The organism is Fredinandcohnia onubensis (assembly GCF_002734215.1).
Classification (GTDB): domain Bacteria; phylum Bacillota; class Bacilli; order Bacillales; family Bacillaceae_L; genus Ferdinandcohnia; species Ferdinandcohnia onubensis.
Genome location: NZ_NSEB01000012.1, coordinates 1 through 15,199, shown reverse-complemented (window position 1 = coordinate 15,199; position 15,199 = coordinate 1). Strand labels below are relative to the sequence as shown.

Below are 15,199 nucleotides of genomic sequence, written 5' to 3'. Positions count from 1 at the left end.
ATCATCAGTACCATCTAGATATGCTTTCCAAGTTCCTCCTTCATTCTCTCATTTACCTTAATCTCTATCTAATATTTTCGGTGTATGTGTAGCAGAAATTTTTGCAAGCATTTGTTAAAATGGAAATAAGACTTAAATTTTTGAATTTTTAGGAGGGGAATAAGGATGGATGAACGTTATCCGATAGGAGAATTCCAATTTCACGGGGATTTAACAGGGGAATTAGTCAGCAACTGGATTAATGAGATCGAGAAATTACCAGCATTAGTAAGGGCAGCAGTGAAGGATTTAACAGACCAACAGCTTGATACACCATATCGGGAAGGTGGATGGACACTTCGACAGGTTGTTCATCATATTGCAGACGCATCGATGAATTCTTATGTTCGTTTTAAATTAGCCGCAACAGAAAATAGTCCAGTTATTAAACCGTATGATGAAGCTGAATGGGCAAAGCTATCAGATTCGACTCTACCAGTTGATGCTTCATTGGCAATTATCGATGGTGTTCACAAGCGCTGGGTGACTCTTTTACAAAACTTTGCAAAGGACGAATTCCAACTGACCTATGTTCATCCAGAAGGTGGCGAAATGAAACTAGGTGTTTTTCTAGGATTCTGCGCTTGGCATGGCAATCATCATCTTGCACATATAACAACTAAAGCAAAAAGGAAAAACTGGTAAATTAATTGCAATGTTTCGATCAGCTTTTATGCTTACCTCGAAAAGAGTAAGTTCACCTCCCACTTTATACAGGCAGTCAAAGGTACTGCCTGTTTTTCTTAAGTACTAAAGGTATATAGACTAGGTTTAAAGAATTTTATGGATAAAATAAGAGAGGATGGTTTTACTTGATTTATGAAATGACTATTCAGTTTCGTGTCGCTGATATTTCTAAGGGACAAAAGTGGTACGAAGCGCTGCTTCAGAAAAAGCCTGATTTTATCCCGCATGAAGGGTTTGCTGAGTGGGAGCTTATCCCAGGGTGCTGGCTTCAAATTGCTGAAGGAGATAGCACTATTGGTTCCGGTCCATTAAGATTAGGAGTAGACGACCTTGAAAATGAGCGTGAAAGGCTTATCAATCATTTAAAAATAGAGCCTTTTGAAATTTATTCAAGAGAAGATGTCCCAGTAAAATGGACTACATTTTCAGACCCTTGGGGAAATCATGTCGGATTATTTGAATACCATAATGAATCAGAAAAAGAAGAACGTAAGAAAACAATTTTGGGATTATAAATAATTGGAGGTCAAACAATGGCAAAGGGACATACAAAGACAAATGCCATGAGAATTTTAGATTCAAAAAAGATTCCATATGAAATCTATACATATGAAAGCAATGATGGGAAAATTGATGGAGTTTCTGTGGCGAATAAGGTCGGGATAGACCCAAAACTAGTCTTTAAAACACTTGTAGCCCACAGCAATACAAAGGAGATCTTTGTGTTCGTGATTCCTGTAGAAAAAGAACTTGATCTTAAAAAAGCAGCATCCGTATCCGGAGTAAAAAAGGTTGAGATGATACCGGTTAAGGATATTCAAAAACTCACAGGATACATTAGAGGTGGTTGTTCCCCGATTGGTATGAAAAAAGCATATCCAACATTTATTGACGAACATGCTAACAATCTTGAAAGTATTGTTGTAAGTGCTGGTAAAATCGGGATGCAAGTGGAATTAAAAGTAGATGACCTAATAGTCTCCACTAATGGTAGGTTCGTAGATATCATTAAAGGGTAGAGCTATTGCACAAAACAAATCTGACAAATATATCCTTTTCAAAGAAACTACGAACAATGCAATTCATAAATCCATTTAAATAACTCCTTTTAACAGGATAATCCCTCTCAATTTCATTAAAGGGTTGTTGGAAAAACGCTAATATGTTAATATATAAGTATCAAATATTTAAACTTAATACCCTTAAGGGGAGTAGCTTTAACAGCAAAGTCGTCATTACAGAGAATATTTCTCTCGGCTTTGTTGGCAACTATAACGTTGTTAGCAAGACCTTACCAATAACATGGTATAGGTCTTTTTTGTTTTTTTAAGGCCTATGTCGATTATGGTATAGGCTTTTTCTCATTCACTAAAAAGGAAGGGGAGTTCATATTGAATATATTTACAACGAAGAATTTACCATTGTTTATCACAAAGGAGCTTGAGCAGCTACATAAGAAACTTAGTCCGATCATGGCGAAGACCTCAAAATATATATTCTGGTCATTTCCATTGATCACGATTTCACTAATCAACCTTGGTTTTTTACTATTTTTCATGCCATTTACAAATGAAGCAATTCCATCACTTGTTATATATGCAATCCTCGGAGCTATTGGATTTGCCTTATCAAAAGAAGCAAAATTGAAGAAAAAAGAAATGGAAGCAATTTCTTCCGAATATATCATTGAAAGAATTAAAAAGAGTGATGTAGTAACAGAAGGGCGTCAGAAAGACTATATTTCGAGACTACAAAGTCAGCCAAAGCTTGCTTTACACTTTTTTATCGAGTTTTTAAATGAGGAAAAACAGAGAGAAAAGCGAAATCTTTATTCATAAAGGAGTTTTAAAATAATGACGGAACGCATTATCGAAGCAAAGTCGAAGGAACCAGTCCCTGTAAAAAAAACAAAAACGAAAAAAACGATCCACCAAATCCTTCTTAAGCTGCAAAGCCAAGGAGTAAATGCATCCCTTAGTAAAAAAAGAAGTAAATTTGTTTTAGGATCATAATGACAAAACCTGACCCAAAGAGTCAGGTTTTTTTAGTTGTTACTAGATAATAGACAACTAGCATGAGTAATAAATAGACTGTATATCCAAAAAGTGAATATACATGCTTCCATGAGGTTTCGTGAATAAACCAGCCAAAGCCTTCAGACAGTTTTTCTCCGCAAGCCATGGTAGAAGCAAGTACGAACACAGCAACAAGCTTTCCAAACAAATTCAGTTTTTGACAGATAGATAGAAATACAACTAACGTAACCGGTAAACCGAGTAAGGTAAACCCTATATGAATGGAAAACACTTCAGGAAAAGGACGCTCTGGAAAAGAGTACAAGCCTTTACCAACAAAATACAGGTCGAGATATGTCCCAATAAGGGTGCCAACTAGGACTGTAACTAACAGGCCTAAATTAGTCCAAAATTGAAATGGCTTTTTTAGCAATTGCTGCGAGTTCGAATTTTTCGAGCGTTTTACAGTATTCATTTTGTATCTCTCCATCCACGTTTTCATTATCATCGGTAAGGTAATGAATCACTTCCCAATCCTTATACCAATCCCCAATTTCAACAGGCTTATGTCTTCTATTTTTCCAAGCCAATTCTAATCGCGGGCTATATATTCTTGGAGAACCTTTTGTAAGTTCACAGGATTTCACACGTGATTTTAATATTGTACCAGGCAAGCCCTCATCCACTTGATTAAAAATATGCGGCCAGTAATCCTTTCTAGACCCTGTATGTGGGACTTTATTTGCCCACATCTCCACTTGTTTCAGCGTCTTTTTATCACTAAATAAGATGGAATACAATCGTTTTCCTAACAAGATACGTTCTCGAACACTTTTAAATTGATGGAGGGTTTGACCAATCAAGTGAGTTTTTCCTTTTTCTTCGAACGGAAAAAGAATATGATTCAAATCGAATAAATCCTGAAGCTTGAATTCCAGTGTATCGAGGACTTCTTTTTTATAAGTGGTATTTGAAATGATACGCTTTTCAAGATAGCTTTGCTCATTAATAATTTGAGCCATCGTTAGTAGATACGCGTCCTGTTTCACCCAGAAATAATTCCACATCATTTCCATAAACATCGAAACATGAAAATGGGGGAGTAGGTAAAATAAATTTCGCTGATATCGTTTACTAGCCTCGTAGAGTAAGAATTGAGGAAACGCATCTTGAAAAATCAACCAGTTCCCCCGTTCCAAAAATGAAAAATAAGACTCCGCTTCTTTCTGTGTTAACAGTCTTGAAAGCTGGCCACCCTTTAAATCTGTCATATTCCACCCTCCATTCCTGGACACCATATGTCCAAGGAATGCCCAATGGATTTCAGGGTGGGCATGATAGAAATCCAGATATGCTTTTGTCCGCGTAATATTATTCAGATTAAGACTTCCCGTTATCGCATGTATTCGCTGAATCAAATACTGCTCTTCTACTGAAGGTGAGGGAATCAGTTTTTGTCTTTGTCGTCTTTTAAGCGCTTTTTTGATTTGTAAAATAGATTCAGAGAGTGGGAGCTTCTCCTTTTGGAAAAATTTGCACATCTGTGTTGACCTCCTCTATGAATGCTCGTGGATTACGCTGAATATGTATGGAGTAGGTTGAAGGGAGGTGTCAAATGTTAGAAAAGGTTAATAACAAATTACAGGATCTGATTGAAAAAGTTAGGAAGGACCAGTCTCCAAATGGCTCATGGAAGTATCCGTTTGAAACAGGAATTTCAACCGATTGTTATATGATTATCTTATTAAGAAGTCTTGAAATAAATGATGAGAAGTTAGTTCAACAATTAACAGAACGAATTTTAAGCAGGCAAGAAGAGAATGGTGCATGGAAACTTTTTTATGATGAAGGGGATGGAAATTTATCCTCGACTGTGGAGGCTTATTACGCACTCCTATACTCAGGGCTTATAAAAAAAACAGAACCAAGGATGGTACGCTCAAAATCGTTTATTGTGAAAAATGGAGGTCTTAAGAGTTCCCATATGTTCACAAAATTCATGCTAGCCTTAACAGGGCAACAAAAGTGGCCAACATTTTTCCCGCTACCACTTGAATTAATTCTACTTCCCACCTCATTTCCAATTCATTTTTATCGTTTTTCAGAATTCGGCAGGGCAAATCTCACACCGATTATGATTCTTGCTGATAAAAAATTTCAACTAAGAACCAAGAATAGTCCTGATTTATCTGAATTAACCAGTAAAAGAGAGGAAGATATATTTGATTTTCGACATTCACCCGAATGGCGGTCATTTTATTCAGGAATTCAACAAGCAATCAAAAGTTTAATTGATTTACCTGCACATCTTCACCAAGTAGCACTGGAACAAGCAAAGCAATATATGCTACGCCGGATAGAGCCTGACGGGACTTTTCTAGGTTATTTCAGTTCCACATTTCTGATGATTTTTGCATTACTTTCCTTGGGCTATCCTAAACATCACTCATTGATTAAAAATGCTGTTAACGGATTAAAGACAATGAAAACCGAAATACATGGCCATACTCATATGCAATATACAACTGCCGATATATGGAATACTTCTCTTCTCGGATATGCCTTACAAGAAGCAGGGGTACCCGCATCAGATTCAATGATTAAAAAGGCCAACCAGTATTTATTTGATCGTCAACATTACAAATACGGGGACTGGGCCATCCAGAATCCCTCTGGACCTCCTGGCGGATGGGGCTTTGCAGACATGAACACCATACATCCAGATGTGGATGATACAACTTCTTCACTGCGATCAATAGCAAGAACGGTAAAAAAAGAACCTATTTACAGACAATCTTGGCAACTAGGGTTGCATTGGCTTATGTCCATGCAAAATGATGATGGGGGTTGGCCAGCCTTTGAAAAAAATACGGATAGTAAACTACTAAGCTTGTTACCCATCGAAAAAGCAGAATATATTTTAACAGATCCATCGTCAGCAGATGTGACTGGCCGAACACTTGAGTATCTTGGTAGATATACAAATCTCCCTAAGGATCATCCTTCTATAAAATCGGCCATCAGATGGCTTACAAATAATCAAGAGGAGAATGGCTCATGGTATGGGCGGTGGGGAATTTGTTATATATACGGAACATGGGGAGCAGTCACGGGCTTACGGGCTGTTGGTGTGTTACCAACGTACTCGGCTATAAAAAAAGCAGTTATCTGGCTTGAATCCATTCAAAATCAGGATGGAGGCTGGGGTGAATCTTGTAGGAGCGATAATAAAAATAAATATGTTCCTTTAAAAACAAGTACATTAACACATAGCGCTTGGGCGCTGGATGCGCTAATTTCAGCAAGTGAAAACCGAACAAAAGCCATTGATAAAGGGATTCAATTTCTTCTCGAAAATTTAGACCGAGATGACTGGACGACAAACTATCCGAAAGGTCAAGGGATGGCAGGCGATTTTTATATTCACTATCATAGCTATCGTTATATATTCCCGCTACTGGCACTCTCTCATTATCAAAAGAAGTATATAAAAAAAGGCTAAAAGAACAAAATGCTCTTTTAGCTTTTCTTTAATTTTGATGGATTGTTGATTTTATAGTGAACCGGGTCTTCAATGATGAACTCTTCATCAACGTCCTTGCCTTTTGCAAGTTTCTTCTTCACGATTTTGGCATCAAATTCAAGGGAATTGCCGGGTTCGAGCTCTAATTTTTTTAATGTCTTTGAATGAGAACACCAAGCTAGTCCAATTTCCAGCGGATCTTCTTGCTGAACGACGACATTCTCAAAAACAATGACTTCATCATTATCCTCATTAAAATGATTCCATGTTAACGCAAATTGTTTAACCTTAGCGGTAAAATGAACCTTATCTGTTGGCAGCTCGATTTTTGGTGCTTTTTCTTTTTTCGCTTTCTTTTCAGGTTGTTCCTTTATAACAGCTGGTTTGGATTCAGTTGTTTTCGGTTTCTCAGCAACCACCTTGCTCACCGTTTCCTTTTTCTTCGGCTGAGTTACAGTTGTGTCTGAAATAGCGGCTTTTGTAAAGCTTGGAGACTGCATTTCTTTTAAATAGGCAGGGTGAATACAAGTGAGATTTCCATCTTGAAACTCAAGGACAATTGTATTGTGTTCCCCGGTTTTACCGTACACCTCATATCCTTTAATTGTCACGATTCGCTGATGTGTTCTTTCTTTATACCAGTATTCCTTTTTAACAGAAAGGCCCCATTCTCGAACCTTCTCTTCATAGTTGGCATCATCAACAAATGTTTCATAATCACCTTTTGGTGGGAGATATACAGTTCCGCCTGAGTCCTCTACATGAGGCAATGTGTTCGCCATGTATGAACATCCTTTCATTTTTTACAAATTTATGTAATTCATATACAATAAAATGAAACATATCTATCTCATATCATATATTTCTTTCTTACATAATAAAAGTAATTTCAATTTAATTCAAAGGAGAATTGCGATGACAACTACGTATTCATCACGAACTGAAGTGCCTGAACAGGAAAAATGGAATTTAGATGACCTCTATTCTGACCTAAGTAAATGGGATGAAGACTTCAAATTCATTGAGAAGATGGGGGAAGAGCTAGGAAAATTTGATGGAAATATTCATGACGGACATTCGTTATGTGAGTATTTAACATTGAGTGAAAAACTATCTTTCCATTTTAACAAACTTTTTGCCTATGCCATGTTAAAGGTAGATGAAGATACTCGAGTTACCAAATCACAATCATATTTAGACCGAGCTAAGCAGCTTAGTGTAAAGGTGAGCACAAAGAATTCCTTTTTCATGCCGTTCTTATTAAGCTTAGAGGAAGAAACGTTAAAGCGTTACATTGCCGAGGAAGAAGGACTTCAGTACTTTGAAAAAGAATTACTTGAATCGTACCGGTATAAACCACACGTTTTAAATAAAGACCAAGAAGAGATTCTCTCTCAATTAGGCGAAGCACTTTCTGCACCAAGTACAACATACGGTATGATGAATAATGCCGATATTCGCTTTGGTAAGATCACGAAAGATGATGGGGAAAAGGTAGAGTTAACGAGAGGAATGTATGCAAAACTGATCGAGGATGAGGATCGCGAAAAGCGAAAAGAAGCTTATAAAGCCTATTATGAGCCATATGTTCATTTAAAAAATTCAATCGCTTCGACTTTATCTGCCGCCATTAAAAATAATGTGACCATTTCAAAAATGCGTCATTATCCATCTGCACTTGAAAAAGCATTGTTCGGAGATAATGTTCCAAAAGATGTCTATGAAAATCTAATCGAAACAACAAAGAAAAACATCAATGCCATGCACAAATACACAAGCATCCGCAAGGAAAAATTAGGTCTTGATGAGCTTCGTCAGTACGATTTAAGTGTTCCACTCGTAAGCGGGGCAAAGAAGGATATTTCGTATGATGAAGCATTTGAAATGATGTGCAATGCACTTGCTCCACTAGGCGAAGATTATATTCAAACCCTGAAGGATTTTAGAACATCTCGTTATTTCGATGTACGGGAAACGCCTGGAAAACGTTCCGGAGCTTATAATCTAGGTGTGTATGGTGTACATCCATATATTTTGTTGAACCATCAGGATGATTTAGACAGTTTATTTACATTGGTTCACGAATGTGGCCATGGAGTACACAGTAAACTAAGCTCTGAGCATCAACCGCAGATTACGGCACGTTACAGTATCTTTGTAGCTGAGGTAGCTTCAACTGTAAATGAAGTCCTATTAATCAACTACTTATTGAACAATGAAGAAAATGAAGAGGTTAAGAAATTCTTAATCAATCACTTTATTGATAAATTTAAAGGAACTTTCTTTACCCAAGTGATGTTTGCAGAGTTCGAAAAGAAAACGCACGAAATGGCAGAACAAGGATTGCCTTTAAATGTTGAATCGTTTAGTGAAGTATATGAGGGATTATTTAGAGAGTATCATGGTGAGGAACTCGTGTTCGATGATGAAGTAAAATATGGTTGGTCCCGAATCCCACATTTTTACCGACCATTTTACGTATATAAATACGCAACCGGGTTTGCATCAGCGATTCATATTGCCACAAAAATTTTAGAAGGGGACAAAACAACACTCACTTCTTATCTTGAATTCTTAAAAAGCGGCAGCTCCGACTACCCGCTCGAATTGTTGAAAAAGACCGGAGTGGACCTTACAACTCCATATCCAATTGAAAATTCATTAAAGAAATTTAATGAACTAGTAGAGGAATTTTCCAACCTTTAATAAAGAAAGCCTTCCGATAGTGGAAGGCTATTTTTATTCCTTTGGATGTACCATTTCTTCAGGTTTTACATATTGATCAAACTCGGCTTCTGTTAAAATTCCTAACTGTAAGGCTGCTTCTTTCAAAGAGATTTCATTTTTATGAGCATGCTTCGCAATCGCAGCTGCTTTTTCATAGCCGATATGTGGATTTAAAGCAGTAACAAGCATCAAAGATTCTTGCAGGTATTTAGAGATAACTGCCTCATTTGCTTGAATTCCAACAGCACAGTTGGTATTAAAAGATTCCATCGAATCAGCTAAAAGTCTAACGGACTGTATGAAATTATAAATGATCACTGGTTTAAACACATTAAGCTCAAAATTTCCTTGACTCGCTGCGATTCCGATCGTAGCATCATTTCCCATGACTTGAACCGCAACCATAGTAAGTGCCTCACTTTGAGTCGGATTTACTTTCCCTGGCATAATCGAACTACCGGGCTCATTTTCCGGAATTGTTATTTCACCGATTCCACAACGTGGCCCACTTGCAAGCCATCTGACATCATTGGCAATTTTCATCAAGTTAGCTGCCAATCCTTTTAAAGCTCCGTGAGCAAATACGATTTCATCATGACTGGTTAACGCATGGAATTTATTCTCGGATGAATAAAAGCCAAGCGCCATATGTTCCGCAATTTCCTTTGCTACTTTCTCCCCAAACATAGGATGAGCATTAATTCCCGTCCCTACTGCCGTCCCACCAATGGCGAGGGCGAGCATTTTTTCAGTAGATTCCTTAATCATTTCCATGGATCGTTTCAACATGTGGACCCAGCCACTTATTTCCTGACCGAGAGTTAATGGTGTAGCATCTTGAAGATGGGTTCTTCCGATTTTTACAATGTTAGCAAATTCCTTCTCCTTGTCTTCTAATGTGGTTTGCAACTTCTTAATAGCAGGAAGAAGGCGTTCATGAATTGCTTTCACACCCGCAATATGCATTGCGGTTGGAAAGGTATCATTGGAGCTTTGGCTCATATTGACGTCATCATTTGGGTGAATTCGTTCATCAATCCCGTTATCCTTTAACCATTGGTTAGCCAGATTAGCAACGACTTCATTTACATTCATATTACTTTGCGTACCGCTGCCTGTTTGCCATACAACGAGCGGAAAATGATCAAATATGTTTCCTGATAAAATTTCATCACACGCGTTCATAATCGCTTTTGTTTTATTGGCATTTAACTTCCTTAGCTTTTCATTTGCTATGGCGGCACTTCGTTTTAAAATCGCAAAGGCCTCAATCACTTCTTGTGGCATTTTTTCCGTCCCAATTCGAAAGTTCTCCTTGCTTCGTTGGGTTTGGGCAGCCCAGTATGCATCAGCAGGTACCTTTATTTCGCCCATGGTGTCTTTTTCAATTCGATAATCCAAGATAATCACCTCAATTTTTCTTCTCTCTATAAAGTACCAATTATTCCCTTGTTTTATGTCATAGCTTGTTTGGATTTCAACATCCTTGTCAATAAAAAAAATAGACTTTATAATTGTAGTTTGAGTAAAAAGGAGGTGGGCTAACATGAATAAAGGGGAAAGCTTTTTTCATCGAAAGAAGGAACAGCTTGGTGTCCAATTAAATGAAGTACAAAAACTGGCCGTCCTTCATACAAGAGGACCTTTGCTCTTATTAGCGTCACCTGGTTCGGGTAAAACGACCACTACAATTATGAGAATCGGATATTTAATTGAAGAAGAAGGAGTACATCCTTCACGAATTAAGGCCGTAACCTTTAGCCGTGCATCAGCAGCTGACATGAAGGATAGATTTGCTCGCTTCTTCCCAGATCACTCAGTAGATTCAGTGGATTTTTCAACCATTCATAGTTTGGCATTCCAGGTTGTAAGGGATTATGTGTATAAACAACAAATTTCATATCAATTAATTGAGGGTAATCAAGATGGTGGGCCTAATAAAAAACGACTGCTACGGCAAATTTTTAAATCGTTGAATGGTGAGAACATTACGGAAGAACAGCTTGAAGAGTTAACCACCTATATTAGTTATATTAAAAACAAGCTACTTCCTCGTGATGAGTGGGATAAGATTGAGTGTGATATTCCATTTGTCGAAGCCATTTTTGAGGAATATGAAAAGATAAAAAATGCAAATCTAAAATCTCTTTTACTTGATTATGATGATATGCTGACGATTGCAAATGATGCATTTTCAAGCGATGAAACGATTTTACGAAAATATCAAAATCGTTATGATTACCTCCTCACAGATGAAAGCCAAGATACCTCGCTTGTTCAGCATGCGATTATTGAAAAGCTAGTGAAGCCCCATCAAAACTTATATGTTGTGGCAGACGATGATCAATCGATCTATTCTTGGCGGGGAGCGGAGCCGAAGTATTTACTTGATTTTAAAAATGTGTATCCAAACGCAGTTATCCTTAAAATGGAACAGAACTACCGTTCGTCTAAGGATATTGTTCATGTAGCTAATCGTTTTATCAAGCGAAATAAAGACCGCTACGATAAGAATATGTTCACCGAAAATCCCAATCATAAGCCAATTGAGATTAAACAATTTGAGGATTATCGTTTTCAATCAAAATACATTGTCCAAGAAATTGATCGTGTAGCCGAGAAGAAGGATGTCGCTGTACTATATCGGAATAACTCATCTTCAATCATGTTAATCAATGAGCTTGATCGGAATCAAATTCCTTTTTATATCAAGGATTCAGATAATCGTTTCTTTTCACATTGGGTCGTAAAAGATATATTGAATTTTATGAGGATGACATTTACAGATAAACGAATTGATATTTTTGAACAATTATATACGAAATGTGGTTTTTTTCTATCAAGAGAACAATTGTTCGAATTAACAAAAAAGAAGCCAACGGAATCCATTTTCGAGCGACTGCTACAAAATAAAGGGTTAAAAGACTATCAAATAAAACAAATTCAAGCATGTAAAAAAACCTTCCAACAAATGAAGGGAGAAAAGCCACTAAAGGCGATTAAGCTAATAAGAAATCAACTTGGCTACGATAAAACACTAAAAGAAATGAGTAAGAAGCTTGGATTTAAAACGGATTATTTATTCAGTGTGCTTCAAACACTCGAGGAAATAGCTGATACGCTTGAAACCATGGAACAATTCGCTGAACGTCTAAAACATCTTGAAAATCTATTAAAAGCCTCGAAGTTTAATAAAAATAAAGATGCGATCACCCTTTCTACCTTTCATAGTTCAAAGGGGCTTGAGTTTAAAAAAGTGTATATGATTGATCTGATCGAAGGAGTAATTCCTTCACATGATGAGATTAATACATATAAAGATGGCAACCGTGATCTAATGGAAGAGGCAGTCCGGTTGTTTTATGTAGGAATGACGCGCGCGGAACAGGAACTCGAACTTTTATCTTATAAAAAACAAAATGGAAAAGACGTTTCAGGTTCACGATTTGTGGCAAATGTAAAAAATATTATCTCTCCACCGGTTAGAGTAGAGCATGCAGATCAAAAGAAAAAGCTGGTACGTGAAAAGACGATCGTTCCATATAATCCAAATGCGATTAAAAGGGGAGACGATATCGAAGAGGGAATGGCTGTAAAGCATCGTGTGTTTGGTCACGGAACGATTATGTCGGTAACCGGTGAAAGAATCGAAATTCAATTTCAGAAAGAACGAAAAATATTGCTACTTGAAACCTGTTTAGAAATGGGGTTATTGGAGCCAGCAGATGGGGTGCGGGTAAAATAACGAAAAAAGGAAAGGGTAAGCTCCTTTCCTTATTTTTCACTTTCTGCTTTTTCAGTTGTATCTACTTCCGTTTTTGTCTCTACTGGTGTTTCCTCAACTTTCGCACTCTTAAGTTGCTCAATTTCTTTCTCTAGCTTTTTGATTTGACGTTGCTGCCTATATTGACGAAGGATACCAAACATGCCCACGATTAAGCCACCAAGTAAAGCTGAACCCAGAATAATTAAAATAAGTGGGATTTCTGTATAACCAAAAACATAATTAACTCGAACAGAATCCACGTTCACTACCGCAAAGATTGCTACAATAAGTGCAAATAAAAGTCCTAAAATTAAATTCCACTGGAATCTCAAAACATACAACTCCTTAACCAATCTTATTTTTATCTTACCATTTTAGCATTACATGTTCCTAGTGCATACCAATTATTCGAAATCCGTATCCCAATTATTATATAATGAAAGTATTGAAGGCTAATGGAGTTGAAAGAATGAGTACGCTATTTCCAACGCTATACGATTTTTTTATGAAACCACTTGAAAAAAGAAAGTTCAGCTCGATTCGTCGCCATTTGCTCAACAAAGCAACAGGACAAGTACTTGAACTGGGTTCAGGAACAGGTATTAATTTCCCGCTTTACCGGGACGTTAACCGTGTAACAGCAATCGAACCTAATCCACAAATGACGAGTAGAGCTATTAATAATAAATCACATGCTACTGTGCCGATTGAAATTGTGCAAGCGGGTGCTGAAAACTTACCTTTTGAAGATGATACATTTGATACCGTAGTTGCCACGCTTGTGTTTTGCACGATTCCAGACGCTAAAAAAGCGATACTTGAAATGAAAAGGGTTTGCAAACCAAATGGAACAATTCTCATGTTTGAACATGTGAAAATGAGAAATCCATTTCTATCAAAACTACAGGATTGGCTTACTCCTGCTTGGAAAAAAGTTTGTGATGGCTGTTGTCTAAATCGGGAAACTGAAAAACTCGTTAAAGAAAATGGATTAAAAATTATGGATCGTAAAGAATTTTATAGAGGATTATTCATCGTGATGGAAATAAAAAATGATAAAGAGGAGTGCTGATAATGGTTACCGAAATATACTTAGATGATTATAATTTGAATATTACAGATTACCATGAAGAGCTAAATGATGAGTTATTGTTTATAAGAGTAGATTTCAAAGTAACAACCGAAGAATATCATGATGTAACAACATTATTATACAAAGGAATTTTTAACTTAAAAGTGCCAGATCGAGATATAGAGTGTAAAGTGAATATCCAGGAATACTCAACTTCTATCACGAATCTTTATGAAAAAGGCCAGGTAGGACACTTCAGACTGACTCTTCGTAAAATAGAAGAATAGAAGGGAGTCAAAAAGATGCGATTAAGTATTTTAGACCAAGCTCCCATTTCTGCAAATCAAACACCGCAAGAAGCATTGGTGGAATCCATGAAACTAGCCCAAGCGGGGGAACGGTTAGGATACACTAGATATTGGATTGCTGAGCATCACGACTTATCAGGACTAGCCTGTCCTGCGCCTGAGGTAATGCTCGGTTATATTGGAGCACATACCAATTCAATTCGAATTGGTTCGGGAGCGGTTCTATTGCCACATTATAAGCCATATAAAGTGGCTGAGGTCTATAATATGCTTGTTACACTATTTCCAAATCGAATAGACATCGGAATTGGCAGGGCTCCTGGTGGTTCTGCAGAAGCAACGAATGCCTTGTCCGACAATTTCTTACAACAGGTTTGGAAAATGCCAGAATTAATCGATATGCTTCTACATTTCATACATCATGATTTTCCACCTGACCATGAATTTGCTAACTTAAAAGCTGCTCCAATCCCAGAATCACCGCCAGTCGCTTGGCTTTTGGGAACAAGCAAAAAGAGCGCTAAACTCGCTGCAGAAAAAGGGCTAGCTTATACCTTTGGGTTATTTATGAGCGACAATGAGGGTGAAGAGATTGTAAGAGACTATCTTAAAAATTTTGTAACGCGAAATGAAGGGGACAAGCCACAAGTAATTGTTACTGTTTCTGCCATTTGTGCCGAAACAAAGGAAAGAGCCGAGGATATTGCGTTAAGTTCTTATATCTGGGGAAAGCAAAGAGAAAAGAAAGAAGGTTACGAGGGAGTTCCCTCCATTTCAGAAGCGAAGGAATACCTAGATAAAGAGAATCTTTACGATGGTTTTGAAAAAATGAAACAAAAAGTCATCATTGGAGACCCAAAAGAAGTGAAAAATAGACTCTTTGAGCTTCAACAAGCATATCAAGCCGATGAACTTATGATCGTAACCATTACGCATTCCCCTGAGGATCGACTCAAATCCTATGAATTAATAGCTAAAGAGATGGGCCTTAACAGTATTTAAATTTATCGGACAAAAAAACCACGGAACATATAAACTGTACCCTTTGTAAAGGACATTTAA

16 protein-coding genes are annotated in these 15,199 nt (G+C 37.3%); 11 read left to right on the top strand and 5 right to left on the bottom strand.

Annotated elements, in window-relative coordinates:
* Positions 1-165: 165 nt before the first annotated feature.
* From CKK03_RS14670 to CKK03_RS23740, 5 genes are all read left to right on the top strand, one after another.
* Positions 166-684 (top strand): YfiT family bacillithiol transferase, encoded by a 519-nt coding sequence (locus CKK03_RS14670; protein ID WP_099363301.1) that lies wholly within the window; start codon positions 166-168, stop codon positions 682-684.
* A 167-nt stretch (positions 685-851) separates the two neighbouring features.
* Positions 852-1,241, top strand: a complete 390-nt coding sequence (locus CKK03_RS14665) for a VOC family protein (RefSeq protein ID WP_099363300.1) — start codon at positions 852-854, stop codon at positions 1,239-1,241.
* 18 nt (positions 1,242-1,259) lie between these two features.
* On the top strand, positions 1,260-1,745 hold the full coding sequence (gene ybaK / locus CKK03_RS14660) for a Cys-tRNA(Pro) deacylase (protein ID WP_099363299.1): 486 nt from the start codon (positions 1,260-1,262) through the stop codon (positions 1,743-1,745).
* Positions 1,746-2,117: 372 nt separating this feature from the next.
* Positions 2,118-2,564, top strand: a complete 447-nt coding sequence (locus CKK03_RS14655) for a DUF5392 family protein (RefSeq protein WP_099363298.1) — start codon at positions 2,118-2,120, stop codon at positions 2,562-2,564.
* A gap of 15 nt (positions 2,565-2,579) precedes the next feature.
* The gene (locus tag CKK03_RS23740) at positions 2,580-2,738 is read left to right on the top strand and encodes a hypothetical protein (RefSeq protein WP_180271261.1); all 159 of its coding nucleotides are present in this window, start codon (positions 2,580-2,582) and stop codon (positions 2,736-2,738) included.
* A gap of 22 nt (positions 2,739-2,760) precedes the next feature.
* Here CKK03_RS23740 and CKK03_RS14650 read toward each other — a convergent pair whose 3' ends face one another.
* Both CKK03_RS14650 and CKK03_RS14645 read right to left on the bottom strand, forming a co-directional pair.
* Positions 2,761-3,216 carry a CBO0543 family protein gene (locus tag CKK03_RS14650; protein WP_245864142.1) on the bottom strand — a complete coding sequence of 152 codons (456 nt, stop codon included), beginning with the start codon at positions 3,214-3,216 and terminating at the stop codon, positions 2,761-2,763.
* Positions 3,143-4,282: a DUF2515 domain-containing protein gene (locus CKK03_RS14645; RefSeq protein ID WP_099363297.1), complete on the bottom strand. Its 1,140-nt coding sequence runs from the start codon at positions 4,280-4,282 to the stop codon at positions 3,143-3,145. The genes CKK03_RS14650 and CKK03_RS14645 overlap by 74 nt, the downstream gene beginning before the upstream one ends.
* Positions 4,283-4,356: 74 nt before the next feature.
* Here CKK03_RS14645 and shc point away from each other — a divergent pair, with 74 nt between their 5' ends.
* A complete protein-coding gene (gene shc / locus CKK03_RS14640; RefSeq protein ID WP_099363296.1) occupies positions 4,357-6,243 on the top strand; it encodes a squalene--hopene cyclase in 1,887 nt (628 codons plus the stop codon).
* Between the two features lie 17 nt (positions 6,244-6,260).
* On the opposite strand, the gene CKK03_RS14635 is transcribed toward shc, so the two are convergent.
* Entirely contained in the window at positions 6,261-7,046 is a 786-nt protein-coding gene (locus CKK03_RS14635) for a hypothetical protein (protein WP_099363295.1), read from the bottom strand.
* Between the two features lie 133 nt (positions 7,047-7,179).
* Here CKK03_RS14635 and pepF point away from each other — a divergent pair, with 133 nt between their 5' ends.
* Positions 7,180-8,970, top strand: a complete 1,791-nt coding sequence (gene pepF, locus CKK03_RS14630) for an oligoendopeptidase F (RefSeq protein ID WP_099363294.1) — start codon at positions 7,180-7,182, stop codon at positions 8,968-8,970.
* 33 nt (positions 8,971-9,003) lie between these two features.
* Here pepF and fumC read toward each other — a convergent pair whose 3' ends face one another.
* Positions 9,004-10,392, bottom strand: a complete 1,389-nt coding sequence (gene fumC, locus CKK03_RS14625) for a class II fumarate hydratase (RefSeq protein WP_099363727.1) — start codon at positions 10,390-10,392, stop codon at positions 9,004-9,006.
* A 145-nt stretch (positions 10,393-10,537) separates the two neighbouring features.
* Between fumC and CKK03_RS14620 the strand changes: the two genes are divergently transcribed.
* A complete protein-coding gene (locus tag CKK03_RS14620; protein ID WP_099363293.1) occupies positions 10,538-12,736 on the top strand; it encodes an ATP-dependent helicase in 2,199 nt (732 codons plus the stop codon).
* A 29-nt stretch (positions 12,737-12,765) separates the two neighbouring features.
* On the opposite strand, the gene CKK03_RS14615 is transcribed toward CKK03_RS14620, so the two are convergent.
* Entirely contained in the window at positions 12,766-13,089 is a 324-nt protein-coding gene (locus CKK03_RS14615; RefSeq protein ID WP_099363292.1) for a LapA family protein, read from the bottom strand.
* Between the two features lie 137 nt (positions 13,090-13,226).
* On the opposite strand from CKK03_RS14615, the gene CKK03_RS14610 reads away from it, so the two are divergent.
* From CKK03_RS14610 to CKK03_RS14600, 3 genes are read left to right on the top strand one after another with little or no spacing between them, the layout of a single operon-like run.
* Positions 13,227-13,829 carry a class I SAM-dependent methyltransferase gene (locus CKK03_RS14610; RefSeq protein ID WP_099363291.1) on the top strand — a complete coding sequence of 201 codons (603 nt, stop codon included), beginning with the start codon at positions 13,227-13,229 and terminating at the stop codon, positions 13,827-13,829.
* Positions 13,830-13,831: 2 nt separating this feature from the next.
* A complete protein-coding gene (locus tag CKK03_RS14605; RefSeq protein ID WP_099363290.1) occupies positions 13,832-14,116 on the top strand; it encodes a DUF3219 family protein in 285 nt (94 codons plus the stop codon).
* 15 nt (positions 14,117-14,131) lie between these two features.
* Positions 14,132-15,139 (top strand): LLM class flavin-dependent oxidoreductase, encoded by a 1,008-nt coding sequence (locus tag CKK03_RS14600; RefSeq protein ID WP_099363289.1) that lies wholly within the window; start codon positions 14,132-14,134, stop codon positions 15,137-15,139.
* Positions 15,140-15,199 lie beyond the last annotated feature (60 nt).

Coding starts and splice junctions, on each gene's coding strand:
- CKK03_RS14600 (WP_099363289.1), top strand. CDS start 14,132: ATGCGATTAAGTATTTTAGACCAAGCTCCCATTTCTGCAAATCAAACA.
- CKK03_RS14645 (WP_099363297.1), bottom strand. CDS start 4,282: ATGTGCAAATTTTTCCAAAAGGAGAAGCTCCCACTCTCTGAATCTATT.
- CKK03_RS14610 (WP_099363291.1), top strand. CDS start 13,227: ATGAGTACGCTATTTCCAACGCTATACGATTTTTTTATGAAACCACTT.
- CKK03_RS23740 (WP_180271261.1), top strand. CDS start 2,580: ATGACGGAACGCATTATCGAAGCAAAGTCGAAGGAACCAGTCCCTGTA.
- CKK03_RS14605 (WP_099363290.1), top strand. CDS start 13,832: ATGGTTACCGAAATATACTTAGATGATTATAATTTGAATATTACAGAT.
- CKK03_RS14620 (WP_099363293.1), top strand. CDS start 10,538: ATGAATAAAGGGGAAAGCTTTTTTCATCGAAAGAAGGAACAGCTTGGT.
- CKK03_RS14635 (WP_099363295.1), bottom strand. CDS start 7,046: ATGGCGAACACATTGCCTCATGTAGAGGACTCAGGCGGAACTGTATAT.
- pepF (WP_099363294.1), top strand. CDS start 7,180: ATGACAACTACGTATTCATCACGAACTGAAGTGCCTGAACAGGAAAAA.
- shc (WP_099363296.1), top strand. CDS start 4,357: ATGTTAGAAAAGGTTAATAACAAATTACAGGATCTGATTGAAAAAGTT.
- CKK03_RS14670 (WP_099363301.1), top strand. CDS start 166: ATGGATGAACGTTATCCGATAGGAGAATTCCAATTTCACGGGGATTTA.
- CKK03_RS14650 (WP_245864142.1), bottom strand. CDS start 3,216: ATGAATACTGTAAAACGCTCGAAAAATTCGAACTCGCAGCAATTGCTA.
- ybaK (WP_099363299.1), top strand. CDS start 1,260: ATGGCAAAGGGACATACAAAGACAAATGCCATGAGAATTTTAGATTCA.